Annotated in this window: 14 protein-coding genes; 8 read left to right on the top strand and 6 right to left on the bottom strand. The window is 71.6% G+C overall.

Annotated features, from left to right (window positions below):
- The first annotated feature begins 26 nt into the window (after window positions 1-26).
- The 5 genes from ACIOEW_RS14230 (at window position 27) to ACIOEW_RS14210 (ending at window position 6892) form a co-directional block, all read left to right on the top strand.
- A complete protein-coding gene (locus ACIOEW_RS14230; RefSeq protein WP_401964004.1) occupies window positions 27-902 on the top strand; it encodes an amidohydrolase family protein in 876 nt (291 codons plus the stop codon).
- Window positions 903-1016: 114 nt separating this feature from the next.
- Window positions 1017-1757, top strand: coding sequence for a response regulator transcription factor (locus ACIOEW_RS14225; protein ID WP_350988195.1), 741 nt, complete (start codon window positions 1017-1019; stop codon window positions 1755-1757).
- Window positions 1758-1821: 64 nt separating this feature from the next.
- Entirely contained in the window at window positions 1822-3369 is a 1548-nt protein-coding gene (locus ACIOEW_RS14220; RefSeq protein ID WP_401964445.1) for an ATP-binding protein, read from the top strand.
- Between the two features lie 26 nt (window positions 3370-3395).
- Window positions 3396-4739, top strand: coding sequence for a glycosyltransferase (locus ACIOEW_RS14215; RefSeq protein ID WP_401964001.1), 1344 nt, complete (start codon window positions 3396-3398; stop codon window positions 4737-4739).
- Entirely contained in the window at window positions 4736-6892 is a 2157-nt protein-coding gene (locus tag ACIOEW_RS14210) for an ArnT family glycosyltransferase (RefSeq protein ID WP_401963999.1), read from the top strand. Before ACIOEW_RS14215 ends, ACIOEW_RS14210 begins: the two co-directional genes overlap by 4 nt.
- A 103-nt stretch (window positions 6893-6995) precedes the next feature.
- On the opposite strand, the gene ACIOEW_RS14205 is transcribed toward ACIOEW_RS14210, so the two are convergent.
- Entirely contained in the window at window positions 6996-7859 is an 864-nt protein-coding gene (locus ACIOEW_RS14205) for an endonuclease/exonuclease/phosphatase family protein (protein WP_401963997.1), read from the bottom strand.
- Window positions 7860-8000: 141 nt separating this feature from the next.
- On the opposite strand from ACIOEW_RS14205, the gene ACIOEW_RS14200 reads away from it, so the two are divergent.
- Window positions 8001-9524, top strand: a complete 1524-nt coding sequence (locus ACIOEW_RS14200) for an MFS transporter (RefSeq protein ID WP_362540285.1) — start codon at window positions 8001-8003, stop codon at window positions 9522-9524.
- 92 nt (window positions 9525-9616) lie between these two features.
- The gene (locus ACIOEW_RS14195; RefSeq protein WP_401963994.1) at window positions 9617-10444 is read left to right on the top strand and encodes a TetR/AcrR family transcriptional regulator; all 828 of its coding nucleotides are present in this window, start codon (window positions 9617-9619) and stop codon (window positions 10442-10444) included.
- Here ACIOEW_RS14195 and ACIOEW_RS14190 read toward each other — a convergent pair.
- The 5 genes from ACIOEW_RS14190 to ACIOEW_RS14170 all read right to left on the bottom strand — a co-directional run bounded on the left by ACIOEW_RS14190 (window position 10438) and on the right by ACIOEW_RS14170 (window position 15929).
- Window positions 10438-11370, bottom strand: coding sequence for an NAD(P)-dependent oxidoreductase (locus ACIOEW_RS14190; protein WP_401963992.1), 933 nt, complete (start codon window positions 11368-11370; stop codon window positions 10438-10440). The two genes, ACIOEW_RS14195 and ACIOEW_RS14190, sit on opposite strands and share 7 nt — an antisense overlap.
- Before the next feature lie 5 nt (window positions 11371-11375).
- Window positions 11376-11846, bottom strand: coding sequence for a PPOX class F420-dependent oxidoreductase (locus ACIOEW_RS14185; protein WP_362540294.1), 471 nt, complete (start codon window positions 11844-11846; stop codon window positions 11376-11378).
- A 26-nt stretch (window positions 11847-11872) separates the two neighbouring features.
- Window positions 11873-12691, bottom strand: a complete 819-nt coding sequence (locus ACIOEW_RS14180; protein ID WP_401963990.1) for a YceI family protein — start codon at window positions 12689-12691, stop codon at window positions 11873-11875.
- A 212-nt stretch (window positions 12692-12903) separates the two neighbouring features.
- Entirely contained in the window at window positions 12904-15384 is a 2481-nt protein-coding gene (locus ACIOEW_RS14175; RefSeq protein ID WP_362540300.1) for an MFS transporter, read from the bottom strand.
- Window positions 15385-15407: 23 nt separating this feature from the next.
- The gene (locus tag ACIOEW_RS14170) at window positions 15408-15929 is read right to left on the bottom strand and encodes a MarR family winged helix-turn-helix transcriptional regulator (RefSeq protein ID WP_362540303.1); all 522 of its coding nucleotides are present in this window, start codon (window positions 15927-15929) and stop codon (window positions 15408-15410) included.
- 646 nt (window positions 15930-16575) lie between these two features.
- Here ACIOEW_RS14170 and ACIOEW_RS14165 point away from each other — a divergent pair.
- On the top strand, window positions 16576-16788 hold the full coding sequence (locus ACIOEW_RS14165; protein ID WP_326659764.1) for a hypothetical protein: 213 nt from the start codon (window positions 16576-16578) through the stop codon (window positions 16786-16788).
- Window positions 16789-16828 lie beyond the last annotated feature (40 nt).

Genomic DNA, 16828 nt, shown 5'->3' with positions numbered 1-16828 from the left:
CGTGGCCTAGAGGGCAGGAGCGCCTGATGAGTGACGATCGCGACGACGTGGTGCGGTTCTGGGAACGGCTCGGGCTGCCCGGGATCATCGACGTCCATACGCATTTCATGCCGGAACAAGTACTGCGCAAGGTCTGGGCGTACTTCGACTCGGTCGGGCCGCTGACCGGGATGGAGTGGCCGATCGCCTACCGGCACGACGAGGACGAACGGCTCGCGTTGCTGCGTTCGTTCGGCGTGCTCCGGTTCACCTCGATGCTCTACCCGCACAAGGCGGGCATGGCGCCCTGGCTGAACGGCTGGGCGGCCGACTTCGCCGGCCGGGTGCCCGACTGTCTGCACACCGCGACCTTCTTCCCCGAGGAGGGCGTCGAGACGTACGTGGCCGAGGCCGTCGAGGCCGGGGCGCGGGTCTTCAAGTCGCATGTCCAGGTCGGTGCGTACGACCCGAACGATCCGCTGCTGGAACGGGTGTGGGGACTGCTCGCCGAGGCCGGTGTCCCCGTCGTGATGCACTGCGGGTCGGGGCCCGCACCCGGCAAGCACACCGGGCCCGAACCCATCGGCCGGCTCCTCGCCCGGCACCCCCGGCTGCGACTGATCGTGGCGCACATGGGGATGCCGGAGTACGCGGAGTTCCTGGCGCTCGCGGAGACGTACCGGGGGGTGCGGCTCGACACGACGATGGCCTTCACGGACTTCACGGAGGACTTCCTCCCCTTCCCGGCGGCGGATCGGGGGCGGCTCGCCGCGCTCGGGGACCGGATTCTGCTGGGGACGGACTTCCCGAACATTCCGTATCCGTACGCCCACCAGCTGCACGCCCTGGAGCGGCTGGGGCTCGGGGACGACTGGCTGCGGGCGGTCTGCCACGACAACGCGAAGGCGCTGTTCGACCGCTGAGGCGGCGGCCGCCCGGCCGCCCGCTCGGGGTGGCCCGGCCACCCCGAGTGCTTTCTCAGGGAATTCACAGAATCGGGAAAGAACTCTCTCAGGGGCGTCTCAGAGGGTTGGGGCATGACGACGACGACCTCGCCCCAGGGGCGTACCGAACTGCTCAGGCCGGACCGGACCCCCGTCCGGGTCCTGGTCGTGGACGACGAGGCCCCGCTGGCCGAGCTGCTCTCCATGGCGCTTCGCTACGAGGGCTGGGAGGTGCGCAGCGCGGGGGACGGCGCCGGCGCCCTGCGTACGGCCCGGGACTTCCGGCCCGACGCGGTGATCCTCGACGTGATGCTGCCCGACATGGACGGGCTCGCCGTGCTCGGCAGACTGCGCCGGGAGCTCTCCGAGGTGCCGGTGCTGTTCCTGACCGCCCGCGACTCCGTGGAGGACCGCATCGCCGGGCTCACCGCGGGCGGCGACGACTACGTCACCAAGCCGTTCAGCCTGGAGGAGGTCGTCGCGCGGCTGCGCGGGCTGATCCGGCGGTCCGGCACGGCGGCGGTACGCAGCGAGTCGACGCTCGTCGTCGGCGACCTGATGCTGGACGAGGACAGCCACGAAGTGAGCCGCGGCGGGGCCAACATCCACCTCACCGCGACCGAGTTCGAGCTCCTGCGGTTCCTGATGCGCAATCCGCGCCGGGTGCTGAGCAAGGCGCAGATCCTGGACCGGGTCTGGAACTACGACTTCGGCGGCCAGGCCAACGTCGTCGAGCTCTACATCTCGTACCTGCGCAAGAAGATCGACGCGGGCCGGACGCCCATGATCCACACCCGGCGCGGCGCGGGGTATCTCATCAAGCCCGGTGAGTAGTCGCGTGAAACGGCTGACGAAGGGCCCGTGGACGCTGCGGACCCGGCTGGCGGTCTCCTCGGTGATGCTGATCGCGGTCGTCGCGGCCGTGATCGGCACGGTCACCGCCATCGCCTTCCACACCTACATGTACGGGAAGCTCGACGGCCAGCTGCGCGAACTCACCATGCGAGCCGACCGGATGCCGGGTACGCCCGTGCCCGGCGGGCCCAAGGGCAAGGATCCGCTCGGCTTCATCGGCATGGGCGGCGGCCAGCCGCTCAAGACGTTCGGCGCGCTCACCGTGGACGGAGACGTCACCGATTCGGCGGTCGCCAAGGCCGGCGACGGCGAGGCCTCGGAGAACACCGAGGCGCTGACCCGTGCGCAGGCGGCCGCGCTGGAGGCGGCCCATGTCCCCGCGGACGGTGAGGCGCACGACGTCGAGCTGCCCGGACTGGGCGGCTACCGGGTGCAGGCCACGTCTCCCGCGAGCGACGGCACGACCGTCCTGGTCGGCATCCCGACCTCGGAGGTGAGTGGCGCCCTCAGCACCCTCATCCTCGTCGAGGTCTGCGTCACCGGCGCCGGACTCATCGCGGCCGGGATCGCGGGAGCCGCCATGGTCACGGTCGCCCTGCGGCCGCTGCGCAGGGTCGCCGCCACCGCGACGCGCGTCTCCGAACTCCCGCTGCACAGCGGCGAGGTCGCCCTACTCGAACGTGTCCCGGACGCCGAGGCCGATCCGCGCACCGAGGTCGGCCAGGTCGGCGCCGCCCTCAACCGGATGCTGGGAAACGTCGGTTCGGCGCTGGACGCGCGGCAGAAGAGCGAGATGCGGGTACGCCAGTTCGTCGCCGACGCCAGCCACGAGCTGCGCACCCCGCTCGCCTCGATCCGCGGGTACGCCGAACTCACCCGGCGCGGCCGGGAGGAGACCGGCCCCGACACCCGGCACGCGCTGGGGCGGATCGAGTCCGAGGCGCAGCGTATGACGGGCATGGTGGAGGACCTGCTGCTGCTCGCCCGGCTGGACGCGGGCCGGCCGCTCAGTTACGAGAGCACCGATCTCTCCCCGCTCGTCATAGACGCGGTGAGTGACGCACGCGTCGCGGGCCGGGCCGCCTCCGGGGACGGGGCCGGGCCCACCCATCACTGGCGGCTGGAACTTCCCGCGGTCCCGGCGACCGTACGCGCCGACCCGACCAGGATTCAGCAGGTGCTGGTCAACCTGCTCGCCAACGCCCGTACGCACACCCCGCCAGGGACCACGGTCACGGCCCGGGTACTTGCGGAGGCCGGGAACCCCTGGGTGACCCTGGAGGTCCGGGACAACGGGCCCGGCATCCCGCCGGAGCTGCTGCCGCACGTCTTCGAGCGGTTCGCGCGCGGGGACGCCTCGCGGTCCCGGCACGCCGGGTCGACGGGGCTCGGGCTCGCCATCGTGCAGGCCGTCGTCACCGCGCACGGCGGAGTCGTCGAGGTGCGTTCGGTGCCCGGGGACACCGTGTTCGCCGTCCATCTGCCGGCGGACTCCGGCTGCTCCGGGTATCCGGGAGCTCCGGCCATGGGCTTCGCGGGCCGCGCCCCGGAGCACTCACAGTCGGGACACAGGCTCAGCACACGGGCGTGACAGCGCGGTTGGCGAGTGTCGATGTCATGCAAACCGACACTCCTTGGAGCACCTTGCCGGCCCGGGACCACCTCCTGGCCGGCGCGGACGCGGCAGGTGCCCCCGTACTCGATGTGGTGGTACCCGTCTACAACGAGGAGAAGGACCTGGAGCCGTGTGTGCTGCGGCTGCACGACCATCTGGCGCGCACCTTCCCGTACGCCTTCCGGATCACCGTCGCGGACAACGCCAGCACCGACCGGACGCCCGAGGTGGCGCAGCGGCTGGCCCGCTCGCTGCCCGGGGTGCGCTCGTACCGGCTGGAGGAGAAGGGCCGCGGGCGGGCGCTGCGCACCGTCTGGTCGCATTCGGACGCGCCGGTCCTCGCCTACATGGACGTGGACCTGTCCACCGACCTCAACGCGCTGCTCCCGCTGGTCGCACCGCTGATCTCCGGGCATTCGGACCTGGCCATCGGCTCGCGCCTCGCCCGCAGTTCGCGGGTGGTGCGGGGGACGAAGCGGGAGTTCATCTCGCGGGCCTACAACATCATCCTGCGCTCGTCGCTGGCCGCCCGGTTCAGCGACGCGCAGTGCGGGTTCAAGGCGATCCGGCGGGAGGTCGCGCAGCGGCTGCTGCCGATGGTCGAGGACACCGGCTGGTTCTTCGACACCGAGATGCTGGTGCTCGCCGAGCGGGCCGGGCTGCGTATCCACGAGGTGCCCGTCGACTGGGTCGACGACCCGGACTCGACGGTCCGCATCGTGCGGACCGCCACCGAGGACCTGAAAGGCGTGTGGCGGGTGGGGCGGGCGCTGGCCGTCGGCGCACTGCCGCTCGACCGGCTGGCACGCCCCTTCGGTGACGACCCGCGCGACCGCGGGATCGGCGGGGTGCCGGGCGGACTGGCCCGGCAGCTGGTCGGGTTCTGCGTCGTGGGCGCCCTGTCCACGCTCTTCTATCTGGCCCTGTACTCGCTGTTCCGGCTGGGTGCCGGCCCGCAGATCGCCAATGGCGGCGCCCTGCTGGTGTCGGCCGTCGCCAACACGGCAGCGAACCGGAGGCTCACCTTCGGGGTACGTGGCCGGGGCGGCGCCGTACGCCACCAGGCACAGGGGCTCGTGGTGTTCGCCATCGGCCTCGCGCTGACCGCCGGTTCGCTGGCCGCGTTGGGCGCGGCCTCCGGGTCGCCCTCGCACGGCACCGAACTCGCCGTGCTGATCGCGGCCAATCTCGCGGCGACGGTGCTGCGGTTCCTGCTCTTCCGCGCCTGGGTCTTCCCGGACCGCGACCGGGGCGGTGACACGGCCCGTCCGGCGGACGCCCCGGCGCACCGCCAGGACGCCGCGCCGGCCGACGACACCCACCACGAACTGAGGAACGTCCGATGACCACGCTCGACCACCTCCCGGCCCCGCCCCAGGCGGCGGGCCCGCCGAGCCACGGACGGACCGGCGGCTCGCTGCCGCACCGCGTGTGGCGCGGCCGGCCCGAGGACCCCCGCTGGGCGCGCCCGGCCTTCCTCGCCATGCTGCTCGTCATCACGCTGGCCTACCTGTGGAACCTCAGCGCATCCGGCTACGCCAACTCCTTCTACTCCGCGGCCGTGCAGGCCGGCAGCCAGAGCTGGAAGGCCTTCTTCTTCGGTTCGCTGGACTCGGCGAACGCCATCACCGTCGACAAGCCCCCGGCCACCCTGTGGCCGATGGCGTTGTCGGTGCGGATCTTCGGTCTGAGCTCGTGGGCGATCCTGGCCCCGCAGGTGCTGATGGCCGCGGCGACGGCCGGGGTGCTCTACGCCTCCGTGCGCCGCCGCTTCAGCGCCGCCGCCGGGCTGATCACCATGGCGGTGTTCGCGCTCACGCCGGTCGCCGCGCTGATGTTCCGGTTCAACAACCCGGACGCACTGCTCGCGCTGCTGATGACCGTCACGGTCTACTGCGTGCTGCGCGCGATGGAGAACGGCCGTACCAAGTGGCTGGTGTGGGCGGGCGTCGCGGTCGGTCTGGCGTTCCTGTCCAAGACCCTGCAGGCGTTCCTGATCCTGCCGCCGCTCGCGGTGCTGTACGCGGTGTTCGCGCCGGTCTCCGTGCGCAAGAGGTTCGGCCAACTGGGCCTCGCGGCGCTGGCGATGGTCGTCGCGGGCGGCTGGTGGGTGGCGATCGTGGAACTGTGGCCCGCCTCCTCGCGCCCGTACATCGGCGGCTCGCAGAACAACTCGTTCCTGGAGCTGACCTTCGGCTACAACGGGCTCGGCCGGATCAATGGCGAGGAGACCGGCAGCGTCGGCGGTGGCGGGGGCGGCGGCGCCGGCGGGCAGTGGGGCGAGACCGGCATCGGCCGGATGTTCAACTCGGAGATCGGCAGCCAGATCTCGTGGCTGCTGCCCGCCGCACTGATCCTGCTGGCCGCCGGTGTCTGGCTGACCTGGCGGGCGAATCGGACGGACACGGCCCGGGCGGCGTTCCTCGCCTGGGGCAGCTCGTTGCTGATGACGGCGGCCGTGTTCAGCTTCATGGCCGGCATCTTCCACCAGTACTACACGGTGGCCCTGGCCCCCTGCATCGCTGCGCTGATCGGCATGGGCGCCACGGTCCTGTGGGAGGAGCGCTCCCGCTGGTGGGCGGGTGCCGCGCTCGCGGGCATGGTGGCCGTGACGGCGTACTGGTCGTACGTGCTGCTGGGGCGGACCCCGGACTACCAGCCGTGGCTGCGGCCGACCGTGCTCGTCGTCGGGCTCGTGGCCGCCGTCGGCCTGCTGTTCGTGTCCCGGCTGGGGCGTCAACTGGCGCTCGCCGCCGTGGGTCTGGGCTTCGCCGCGTCGCTGGCCGGGCCGACCGCGTACACCGTGAGCACGCTGAACACCGGGCACCAGGGCTCGATCGTCACCGCGGGCCCGTCCTCCGGCGGGATGGGCGGTCCCGGCGGCGGTGGCGGTGGCCGCGGTGACGGTGGCGGCCGCGGCATGCAGCCGCCCGGGCAGGGCAACCAGCAGGGCAATCAGCAGGGTGGTGGCACCGGCGGGCCCCCGACCGGCACCCCGCCCGGCCAGGGACAGATGCAGGGCCAGGGGCAGCCGCAGGGCGGCCCCGGTACGGCTCAGAACGGGCAGCAGCCCGGCGCCATGCCCGGCATGGGTGAGGGCGGCGGTGGAGGTGGCGGCATGGGCGGACTGCTCAACGGCGCGTCCGTCGGTGCCGAGGCGAAGAAGCTCCTGGCGGAGAACGCCGGCGACTACACCTGGTCCGCGGCGGCCATCGGCTCGCAGAACGCCGCCAGTTACCAGCTCGCCACCGGCGACCCGGTGATGGCGATCGGCGGCTTCAACGGAAGCGACCCGTCCCCGACGCTCTCCCAGTTCAAGAAGTACGTCGAGGACGGCCGGATCCACTACTTCATCTCGAGCGGCACGGGCGGCGGTGGCGGCATGGGCGGCAGCAGCGGCACCTCGTCGCAGATCTCCGCCTGGGTGGAGAAGAGCTTCAAGAAGGTCACCGTCGGCAGCGCGACCTTCTACGACCTGACCCGGCCGACGAGCAGCTGAGGCCTGAGGCCGAGAGCTGCGGCCCGAGCCTGAGGTCCGAGGCCTGAGCCTGGGCCCGAGGTCCGAGGCCTGAGCCCTGGGCTGGCGGCCGGCGGCCGGCGGCTCAGCGCCGCAGCAACAGGTCCGCGACAACGGGGCGGTGGTCCGAGGCAAGTGTCTCGGCCACCGCCGCGTCGCGTGCCCGCACGGTGTTCTTCGAGACCGCCACGTAGTCGATCCGCTGCACCGGGTTCAGCGCCGGGTAGGTGGGGCCGCCGGGCTCCACGTCGGTGAGCGTCTCCCACAGCGGGGCCAGCTCCGGCGCCGCCGGGGCGGCGTTGAAGTCGCCGAGCAGGATCTGGTGCACCGGCCGCCGCTCCGACTCCTGGTCCTCCGCCATGATCCGGCGGGTGTCGGCCACCTGGGCGATCCGGACGGACGGGTCGCCGCGGTAGTCGAGGTGCGTCGCGTACACGTGCACGGGCACCCCCTTCACCCGCAGCACGACCTCGCCGAAGCCGGGCGCGGGCGCCGGGACCGGGTTGGGGTCCTGGGTGGAGAGCCGGGTGATGTCGTGGTTCTCGGCGCTCACGATCCGGTACCGGGACAGCACCGCGACGCCGAACTCGCGTCTCGGGGCGCCCGCCGTCACCGGATCGAGGCTGTAGATCGGGGCGAACGACACCTGCATGCCGAGCCGTTCGGCCAGTTCGGCCGCCAGGTCCCGCCCCTGACTGCGGTCGCCCCAGTGGACGTCGACCTCCTGGAGCCCGATCACATCCGCGTCCAGCGAGCGGAGCTCGGCCACCTGCCGGTCGAGATCGAAGACGTTGTCCATGCCGGAACCCGCATGGATGTTGTACGTGGCGACACGAAGGGGCACCGACTGCCCCGGGCCGTGCCCCGCGGCCGCCGCGGGAGGCGCGGGCGCCGTCCCCAACAGGCCTGCGGCCAGCAGAACTTCCACCTTACGACGACGCAGTGACATACCACTCCAGCCCTTGTCGGATCAGCGACCGGCACCGTACCGCGGGAAAGTCGGTTGAACGCTGCACGGGAGTGGCTATACGGTGTACAACCGCTCCCCTGTACACCGTATAGGGAACTGACCGAACGCCCGGGAGTCCGAATGACGGCGACCGCCGCCGAGCAGAACCACCTCTCGTCACCGAGCCACCCGCAGCGCTGGCTGATCCTCGGCGTCATCTGCCTCGCCCAGCTCACCGTGCTGCTCGACAACACCGTCCTCAACGTCGCGATCCCCTCCCTCACCCGGGAACTGGACGCCTCCACCGCCGATGTGCAGTGGATGATCAACGCCTACTCGCTCGTGCAGTCGGGTCTGCTGCTGACCGCGGGCAGCTCGGCCGACCGCTACGGCCGCAAGAAGATGCTGATCGCCGGGCTCGCCCTGTTCGGCATCGGTTCACTGGTGGCAGGGCTCGCCCAGTCCTCCGGGCAGCTGATCGCCGCACGGGCGGGCATGGGCATCGGCGGGGCCCTGCTGATGACCACGACCCTCGCTGTCGTCGTGCAGATCTTCGACGAGACCGAGCGGGTGAAGGCGATCGGCATCTGGTCGACCGTCAGCTCGCTCGGCTTCGCCGTGGGACCGCTGATCGGCGGGGTGATGCTCGACCACTTCTGGTGGGGTGCGATCTTCCTGATCAACATCCCGGTCGCCGTGATCGGCCTGGTGGCCGTGGCGCGCCTGGTGCCGGAGTCGAAGAACCCGAGCGGGGACCGCCCCGACCTGCTCGGCGCGCTGCTCTCCACCATCGGTATGGCCGCGGTCGTGTACGCGATCATCTCCGGCCCCGGACACGGCTGGACCTCCGGCCAGGTGCTGCTGACCGCCTTCATCGGGGTCGCCGTCCTCACCGGATTCGTGTTGTGGGAGCTGCACATCCCGTATCCGATGCTGGACATGCACTTCTTCCGGAACCAGAAGTTCATCGGTGCGGTGGCGGGCGCGATCCTGGTCGCGTTCGGGATGGGCGGCTCGCTCTTCCTGCTCACCCAGCAGCTCCAGTTCGTCCTCGGTTACGGTCCGCTGGAGGCCGGCCTGCGCACGGCTCCGCTCGCGCTGAGCGTCGTCGCGCTCAACCTCACCGGACTGGGCGCACGGCTGGTGCCCAAGCTCGGTACGCCCGTCACCATCGCCTCCGGGATGGGGCTGCTCGCCGCGGGTCTGGCCGCGATCGCGCTGCTGGGCGGGGACGGTTACGGCGGGACGCTGCTCGGTCTGCTCGTGATGGGCGCGGGCATCGCGCTCGCCATGCCCGCCATGGCCAACGCGATCATGAGCGCGATTCCGCCCGAGAAGGCAGGCGTCGGCGCCGGGGTCAACGGCACCCTCGCCGAATGCGGCAACGGCCTTGGGGTCGCCGTGCTCGGTGCGGTGCTGAACTCCCGGTTCGCGGCGCTCGTGCCGTCGGCCGTCGGGGCCGCCTCGCTGCCCGCGGCTCTCGCCGCCGCAGGCGGCGAGGGGGAGCGGCAGCGGATCACCGACGCCTTCTCCTCCGGTCTGGAGACCAGCATGCTGGTCGGAGCGGCGGCGGTACTGGCCGGCGGTCTGCTGGCCGCGGTACTGCTGCGCCGGGCGGAGCGAGGAGAATCGGATCGGGCTGACCCGGCCGCGGCAGCGGCATAGCATCAGACGGGACGTACCGGACCGTACAGCTCCGTTTCGGGGCACGGGGTACGCATCCGGTTCGTCCCGTCGGCGAGAAGAGGGAGTGCGCCATGGTGTCCGCGGCCGACCGCGCGAAGGACCCTGCCCGGACCAGCGTGTGGCTGAACCACCGGCCACCGTCGCGCGGCCGGAAATCGGACCAGCCCGCAGGGCTCGACCGCGACCGGATCACCGCCGCGACGGTTCGGCTGCTGGACGCCGAGGGCCTCGCGAAGTTCTCCATGCGCCGGCTCGCCGCCGAGCTGAACGTCACGGCGATGTCCCTCTACTGGTACGTCGACACCAAGGACGACCTGCTGGAACTGGCCCTCGACTCGGTCTACAGCGAGATCGACCCCCCGCAGGAGGACGCGCCCTGGGAGACCCGGCTGCGCGCGGTGGCGACGTCCTACCGTGAGCTGCTGGTCCGGCACGTCTGGGTCTCCCCGCTCGTCGGGAAGTTCCTCAACATGGGCCCGCACGCGATGCTCATGTCGTATGCCATCCAGGACGTGATCCGCGCGACCGGTCTCCCCCTGGGACGGCAGACCGGCGCGCTCTCCGCGGTCTTCCAGTTCGTGTACGGATTCGGCACCGTCGAGGGCCAGTTCGCCCAGCGCAGTGCCGAGGCGGGGCTCACCCAGGACGAGTACTTCCAGCAGGCGATGGCGGCCATCCAGGGCCAGCCGCAGCTGGGCCCGATCGTGGAGAACTCACAGAACCTGATCGCGGCGCGGGGCGCCGACACCGTGCACGAGATGCACGAGCGGGACTTCGCGTTCGCGCTCGACCTGCTGATCGCGGGCATCGTCGCGATGCGTGAGCGGGCCGAGCGGGCCGAGCGGGCCGAGCGGGGGCGGCCGAACGCGGGGGACGAGGCCCCCCGCCCCCGTCAGTAGCCTCGGGCAGGGTCCACGGCGAGCGCGGGCACCCGCCCCGCCGTCAGCTCCCGCAGACAGGCCGTGAAGTCCGTGACGACGTCGTCGTCCGCCGTGATGCCCGCGGAGTGCGAAGTGATCACGGTGCGGGGCAGCCGCCAGCAGGGGTCCCCGGGCGCGGCCGGCTCGTCGGGCAGGACGTCGAGCACCGCGCGTCCCACGGTGCCCGCCTCCAGCGCCGCTTCCAGCGCCATCAGGTCCACGGTCGCGCCCCGGCCCACGTTGACGAAGGTGGCCCCGCCCATGGCCGCGAACCGGTCCGCCCCGAAGTACCCGGCCGTCGCCCCGGTCAACGGAAGGGTGGAGACCACCCAGCGGGCGGCCACCGGCTCGTCCGGGCGGGCCATCGCGTCGAAGCCCGGCGGGACGACGCGCGGGGTGCGGGTCACCCCCACCGTCCGGATCCCGCACGACCGCAGCAGCCCCGCGACGGCCGAGCCGATCCGGCCGGTGCCGTGCACCACCGCCGTCTGCCCGGCCGCAAGTTCCGAGGGGATACGGCGCCACTCGCCCCGGGCGTGCTGCGCGGCGAACTCCGGAACCGACTGGCATTCCGCCAGCACCCAGGCCAGCACGTACTGCGCGATCCGCTCGCCCATCCGGCCCACCGTCCGGGTGAGCAGCGCCCCGGCGGGCCACGGCCCGGATCCCAGCAGGGCGTCCGTGCCCGCGTTCACGCTGTGGAACCACAGCAGGCCGCCCCCGCGCAGCGCACCGGGAAGCTCGGCGCCCACGTACACACAGGGACCGCCACCGGCCGGGCCGCCGCGCTCCACGGGGCGTCCGGTGGCCCGCTCCAGGGCCTCCGCCACCGCGGAGCCGACCTCGGGCCCTGCCAGCAGCCGGGCCCGGGCGAGCAGTTCGGGCGAGGGGTGCGGTACGGCCACCGCGGTCAGCTGCCCGGGGCCAGGTGGGCAGGGAAGCCGCCCGTGGCGATCGGCCCCCACCGCTCGGGAGTGATCCGGATGATCGACTTGCCCTGCTTCACCATCGCCGCCCGGTACTCGTCCCAGTCGGGGTGTTCCCCCGAGATGTTCCGGAAGTACTCGACGAGCGGCTCGACCGAGTCCGGTGAGTCGATCACCTCGGCCGAGCCGTCGATCTGCACCCACGGGCCGTTCCACTCGTCCGACAGGACGATGACACTCACCCGCTCGTCCCGCTTCGCATTGCGGGTCTTGGCCCGTTCGGGGTAGGTCGAGACGACGATCCGGCCCGCGTCGTCGACGCCGCAGGTGAGCGGGGAGCCCTGGGGGCGGCCGTCGGACCGGGTGGTCAGCAGGATCGCCCGGTGCCGGGGCCGTACGAAGGCCAGCAACTCGTCGAGTGCCACGGCGGTGTTGGTCGCGATGTTGGATGCCATGGAACCGACCCTATGACCACGGACCGTCAGGCGGCGGGCAGGGAATCGCCCTGAACGGCCTGGATGTCGAGCTCCACCCGCAGCGTCGTCCCGATCGCCGAGATGCCCGCCTGGACCACCTGGTTGTAGTTCATGGCGAAGTCCTCGCGTCGCAGCTCGGCCGAGGCGCTGAACGCTGCGCGGACGCCGCCCCACGGGTCCGGGCCCGTGCCGAGATAGCTCAGGTTCAGGTCGACCGGACGCTCCACGCCGTGCAGCGACAGCTCGCCGTGCACGGTCCAGCGGTCGGGTCCGGCCGGAGTGAGCGCGCTGGAGCGGTAGGTGATCTCCGGGAACCGCTCGGTGTCCAGGAAGTCCGGCGAGCGCAGGTGCTTGTCCCGCATGCCGTTGCCCGTGTCGATGCTGGCCGCGTTGATGACGGCGTCCACGCGGCAGCCCTGGAGGTCCTCGGCGATCTCGATGCGGCCGCCGAAATCGGTGAACCGGCCGTGCACGCTGGAGATCCCCAGGTGCTGCGCGACAGCGCCCACCGAGGAGTGCGCCGGATCCAGCGACCAGGCGCCCGGCGGCGGCAGCTCCACGCCACCCTGGCGGGCCAGCACCACCGTGCCGGCCTCGACCCGGCCGCTCGCCGTGACGAGGGCGGTGGAGGCGGCGGGGGCGTACCCGACCGCCGTCACGATCACGGTGTACGCGCCGGCGGAGAGCAGTGCGTCGGTCCGCACCGCTCCGTCCTCGTCGGCGGCGGCCCGCAGCACCTGCGTACCGGTCATGTCGGTGACCGTCACGACCGCGTGCTGGACGGCCCAGCCGTCCCGCGTGCGTACCTGTGCGCGAAGTCCCATCCCGTTTTCTCTCCTTGCGTCCTTGCTCAATGGCCCATCCGCTCCCGGAACGGGTCACTCAATGAGTCGGGCCCCGGGGGCGGGGACGGCAGGCCGTCCCCTGCCTGCCGTCCCCACCGCCGGGGCCCATTTTCCACCGGCCTGGACAGACTCTCCGCTCGAAGTGCCGTCCCGCCAGGGGTCTTACGTGTCCGGGGCGTGCCCGGACCGGTTCACTCGCCGGGGTGGGCGAGCTCGATGTCGTGGCCGTCGACTCCGCGACCGGCCACGGTCAGGGCTCCGGCCACCGGCGGGTAGCCGGTCGCGATGACCGAGTACTCGCCCGAGTCCAGGTCGGCGAAGGCGTACGCACCGTCCTCCCCGGTCGTCGAGGTGGCGATCACGTTGCCGGCCGCGTCGACCAGCGTGACGCGGGCGTCGGGCAGCGGCTGCCGGCCGGAACCGGCCCGCACCACGCCCTGCACCAGCGCACCGGACTGCAGCGCGACGTCGACCCGGGTGACACCCTGGCCGCCGATCTCCACCGGCAGCGCCAGCGGACGGAAGCCGGCCGCGTTGACCGCGACGGTCACCGCACCGGGGACCAGCTCACCGAAGGTGAACTCGCCCGCGTCGCCGGACTTGCCGGTGGCCAGCACGTCGCCGCGCACATCGGTCACGATGACCATGGCGCCCTCGACCGGTGCGCCGCCCTCGGCGGCCCGTACGGCCCCGGCCAGGCCGCTCGTACCGGCGAGCAGGATGTCGTACGCGAGCGGCTCGTCGCCGACGACCACGGTGGACGCCTGCGGCTGGAAGCCGTCGGCCGACGCGATCAGCACGTACGAACCGGCGCCCGGGGCGTCCAGGGCGTAACTGCCGTCGGCCTGCGCGACCGAGATGCCCAGCTGCCGGCCGCCCAGCGAGATCAGCGTGACGGCGGCCCGGTCGACGGGTGCGCCCTCGGCGCCGCGCACCACACCGCGTACCGCGGTGCCCTGCGCGGTGGCCACCGGAGCGACCTTGAGGGTGTCGACCGCAGTGGTGCCGGCCGCCCCCTCGGAGACCAGCGCGGCGGTACCGGACGGGACCTCGGCGAGCGCGGCCGCCTGGGCCGGAACCGGGGCGTCGTTGGCCGCGTTCGTCTTCAGCGCGACCTCCTTGATGAAGATCGTGATCAGGAAGGCGACCAGCGCGGCCGGAGCGGCGTACAGGAAGACGTCACCGACGCCGTGCCCGTAGGCGGACTCCACGACCGTACGGAACGGCGCGGGCAGCGCGTCCAGGTCGGGGATGCCCCCGCCGCCGGTGCCGCCGTGTCCCATGGCCGCGCCCTTGGGACCGAGGTCCGTCAGACCGTCCTTGACGTAGTGGGTGACGCGGTTCGCCATGACGGCGCCCAGTGCCGAGACACCGATCGCGCCACCGAGCGAACGGAAGAACGTGACGACGGAGCTGGCCGAGCCGAGGTCCGAGGGGTCGACCTGGTTCTGGGTGGCGAGCACCAGGTTCTGCATCATCATGCCGATGCCGAGACCCATCACGAACATGAAGATCGCGATGTGCCAGTACTCGGTGTCGTACCGGATGGTGCCGAGCATGCCGAGCCCGGCCGTGATCAGGAATCCACCGCTGACCAGCCAGGCCTTCCAGCGGCCCGTCTTGGTGATGATCTGGCCCGAGAGTGTCGAGGAGAGGAAGAGACCCGCGATCATCGGGATCGTCATCACACCGGACATCGTCGGCGACTTGCCGCGCGCCAGCTGGAAGTACTGGCTGAAGAAGACGGTGCCCGCGAACATGGAGACACCGACGAAGAGCGAGGCGAGCGAGGCGAGCGTGATGGTCCGGTTGCGGAACAGCCGCAGCGGGATGATGGGCTCGCTGGCCCGGGACTCGGTGAAGACGAAGAGCAGGGCGAGGACCACGGAGCCCGCGAGCATCGCACCGGTCTGCCAGGACATCCAGTCGTACTTGTCGCCCGCGAAGGTCACCCAGAGGAGCAGCAGCGAGACGGCGGCGCTGATGAAGAAGGCGCCGGTCCAGTCGACCTTGACCTCACGCTTGACGACCGGGAGCTTCAGGGTCTTCTGGAGCACCACGAGGGCGATGGCCGCGAACGGCACGCCGACGTAGAAGCACCAGCGCCAGCCCATCCAGCTGGTGTCGGTGATGACACCGCCGAGCAGCGGACCGCCCACGGTGGCGACGGCGAAGACCGCGCCGAGGTAGCCGCTGTAGCGACCGCGCTCGCGCGGGGCGATCATCGCGGCCATCACGATCTGCGCGAGGGCGGAGAGACCGCCGACGCCGATGCCCTGCACCACACGGCAGACGATCAGCATGCCTGCGCTGTTCGAGAGACCGGCGACGACCGACCCGGCGACGTAGATGACGAGTGCTATCTGGACCAGCAGCTTCTTGCTGAACAGGTCGGAGAGCTTGCCCCACAGGGGGGTGGTCGCGGTCATGGCCAGCAGCGAGGCCGTGACGACCCAGGTGTAGGCGCTCTGACCGCCGCCGAGGTCGGAGATGATCTCCGGCAGGGCGTTGGTGACGACGGTGGACGACAGAATCGCGACGAACATGCCGAGCATCAGCCCGGTGAGCGCTTCCATGATCTGCCGGTGTGTCATCGGCGTGCCGTCGGAGGGGTCGTTCCCTCCGTGCTTGGCGTGGCCGCCCCGCACACCGGTCGGTGTGGTCGTAGCCATTTAGATCCTTCTCTTTGCTTCTGTTACACGGGTGTACGGGTGTACGAGCCGTCGTGGCTGTCGTTGGGCCGGGTGCGGCAGTCACCGCTGTGCTTTCCGGGGGCGCACCCGCCGGAGCCGCGGCAGGAGAAGCTGTCGCGCAGCCGGGCCAACAGCGTGTTGAGCTGTCCGACCTCTTCGTCGGACCAATCCTGAAGATGAAGGGCGAACATTTCGGTCGTCCGGCAGTTCAGATCGTCGAGCACGCCCTTGCCCGCGGGGGTCAGCCGCAGGATGCGGGAGCGCTTGTCCGCCGGGTCCGGGGACCGCTCGATCCAGCCGCGTTCCGCCACGTGAGCGACGTGCCGGCTGGTCACCGACATGTCGACCGAGAGGAGCTCCGCCAGTCTGCTGATCCGTATTTCGCCGTGCTGACGCAGCAGAGCCAGTACGGCGGCGGAGCCGGCAGGGCACTCGGCGGGCAGGATGCGGGACAGGCCCCGTTTGACGGCGCCGATGGCGCTGAGCTGCCGGGCCAGTTCTTCGTACTGACTCCGTGCGGCCACGGGACCCCCAGACATCTCACCGGTCATCTTGTTGCTTAGGGCAACCATAGAAGCCGTTGGTTGCTGCAGGCAAACGAAAAGGGCCTTGCAGAAGTAAAGGAACGCAAAAGGCTGCGTAGGGCGCGGGTCAAACCCGCAGCGTGTGCGGTGTGCGAGTGGCATGTGTGTCGTGCGCCACTGCGGAGGCGGGGGTGAAAAGGTCCGTCCCCCGGGCCGGTGCCGGGCCGGGGACGGTTCGCCGCCGCTCGCCGGGTCTCCGCGCAACGCTGCTCGGCCGCCTGCCGAAGCCTCCTGTGGCGATGCGCGCCCGCCGCCCATCGGTGCGCAGAGAGGCCGGCCCTCGCGCGCATGGCGGTCCACCCTCGCGTACGTACGCGCATCGCGGCCGGCCTTGGCGTACACACGCGCATCGCGGCCGGCCTTCGCGCATACATACGGGTGCGTGAGAAGGAGCGGCGCGGGTGCGGCTTTCAACTGGGGCTGCAGAGGGGTGGGTTGGTGAGAACCGAACCGCCGCGGCTTCGGCGCCGGTGCGGCGGACCGGGCTGTATACCCACTCCTCCTTCACCGGTTCCCCGGTTATGGCCTCGCGCCTTCACCGCCCGGGGGTTGGGCCCTTCCGCGGAGTTCGCTAGGGTCCTGCGACATGGCACACAATCCCCACGCCCCGCAGGGTCCCGAGGGCAACAGCGACCCGGCAGGCAACACCCAGATGTTCCGCGCCTTCGTCGACGAGGGCGAGCCGCAGCGCCGGCAGCAGCCCGCCGCCGTGTCGTCCGGCCCGAGGACCGGGCTGATCGCCGCGGTCGTCGCGGTCGTCGTCGTGCTCGGCGCGGTCGCCTGGCTCGCGCTCGGCTGACCGCCCTCCGATCACTCCTGAGAGGCCGCCAGGCAGCCTC

Origin of the sequence: Streptomyces sp. NPDC087901 (assembly GCF_044742205.1) — a bacterium.
In the GTDB taxonomy this organism is placed as follows: Bacteria; Actinomycetota; Actinomycetes; order Streptomycetales; family Streptomycetaceae; genus Streptomyces.
The sequence above is the reverse complement of the archived record's forward strand: the minus strand, read 5'-3'. Positions and strand labels throughout refer to the sequence as shown.

Excerpts from the sequence above, each read along its gene's own strand:
- ACIOEW_RS14230 (WP_401964004.1), top strand. The coding sequence starts at position 27 with ATGAGTGACGATCGCGACGACGTGGTGCGGTTCTGGGAACGGCTCGGG.
- ACIOEW_RS14225 (WP_350988195.1), top strand. The coding sequence starts at position 1,017 with ATGACGACGACGACCTCGCCCCAGGGGCGTACCGAACTGCTCAGGCCG.
- ACIOEW_RS14220 (WP_401964445.1), top strand. The coding sequence starts at position 1,822 with ATGCTGATCGCGGTCGTCGCGGCCGTGATCGGCACGGTCACCGCCATC.
- ACIOEW_RS14215 (WP_401964001.1), top strand. The coding sequence starts at position 3,396 with ATGCAAACCGACACTCCTTGGAGCACCTTGCCGGCCCGGGACCACCTC.
- ACIOEW_RS14210 (WP_401963999.1), top strand. The coding sequence starts at position 4,736 with ATGACCACGCTCGACCACCTCCCGGCCCCGCCCCAGGCGGCGGGCCCG.
- ACIOEW_RS14205 (WP_401963997.1), bottom strand. The coding sequence starts at position 7,859 with ATGTCACTGCGTCGTCGTAAGGTGGAAGTTCTGCTGGCCGCAGGCCTG.
- ACIOEW_RS14200 (WP_362540285.1), top strand. The coding sequence starts at position 8,001 with ATGACGGCGACCGCCGCCGAGCAGAACCACCTCTCGTCACCGAGCCAC.
- ACIOEW_RS14195 (WP_401963994.1), top strand. The coding sequence starts at position 9,617 with ATGGTGTCCGCGGCCGACCGCGCGAAGGACCCTGCCCGGACCAGCGTG.
- ACIOEW_RS14185 (WP_362540294.1), bottom strand. The coding sequence starts at position 11,846 with ATGGCATCCAACATCGCGACCAACACCGCCGTGGCACTCGACGAGTTG.
- ACIOEW_RS14180 (WP_401963990.1), bottom strand. The coding sequence starts at position 12,691 with ATGGGACTTCGCGCACAGGTACGCACGCGGGACGGCTGGGCCGTCCAG.
- ACIOEW_RS14175 (WP_362540300.1), bottom strand. The coding sequence starts at position 15,384 with ATGGCTACGACCACACCGACCGGTGTGCGGGGCGGCCACGCCAAGCAC.
- ACIOEW_RS14165 (WP_326659764.1), top strand. The coding sequence starts at position 16,576 with ATGGCACACAATCCCCACGCCCCGCAGGGTCCCGAGGGCAACAGCGAC.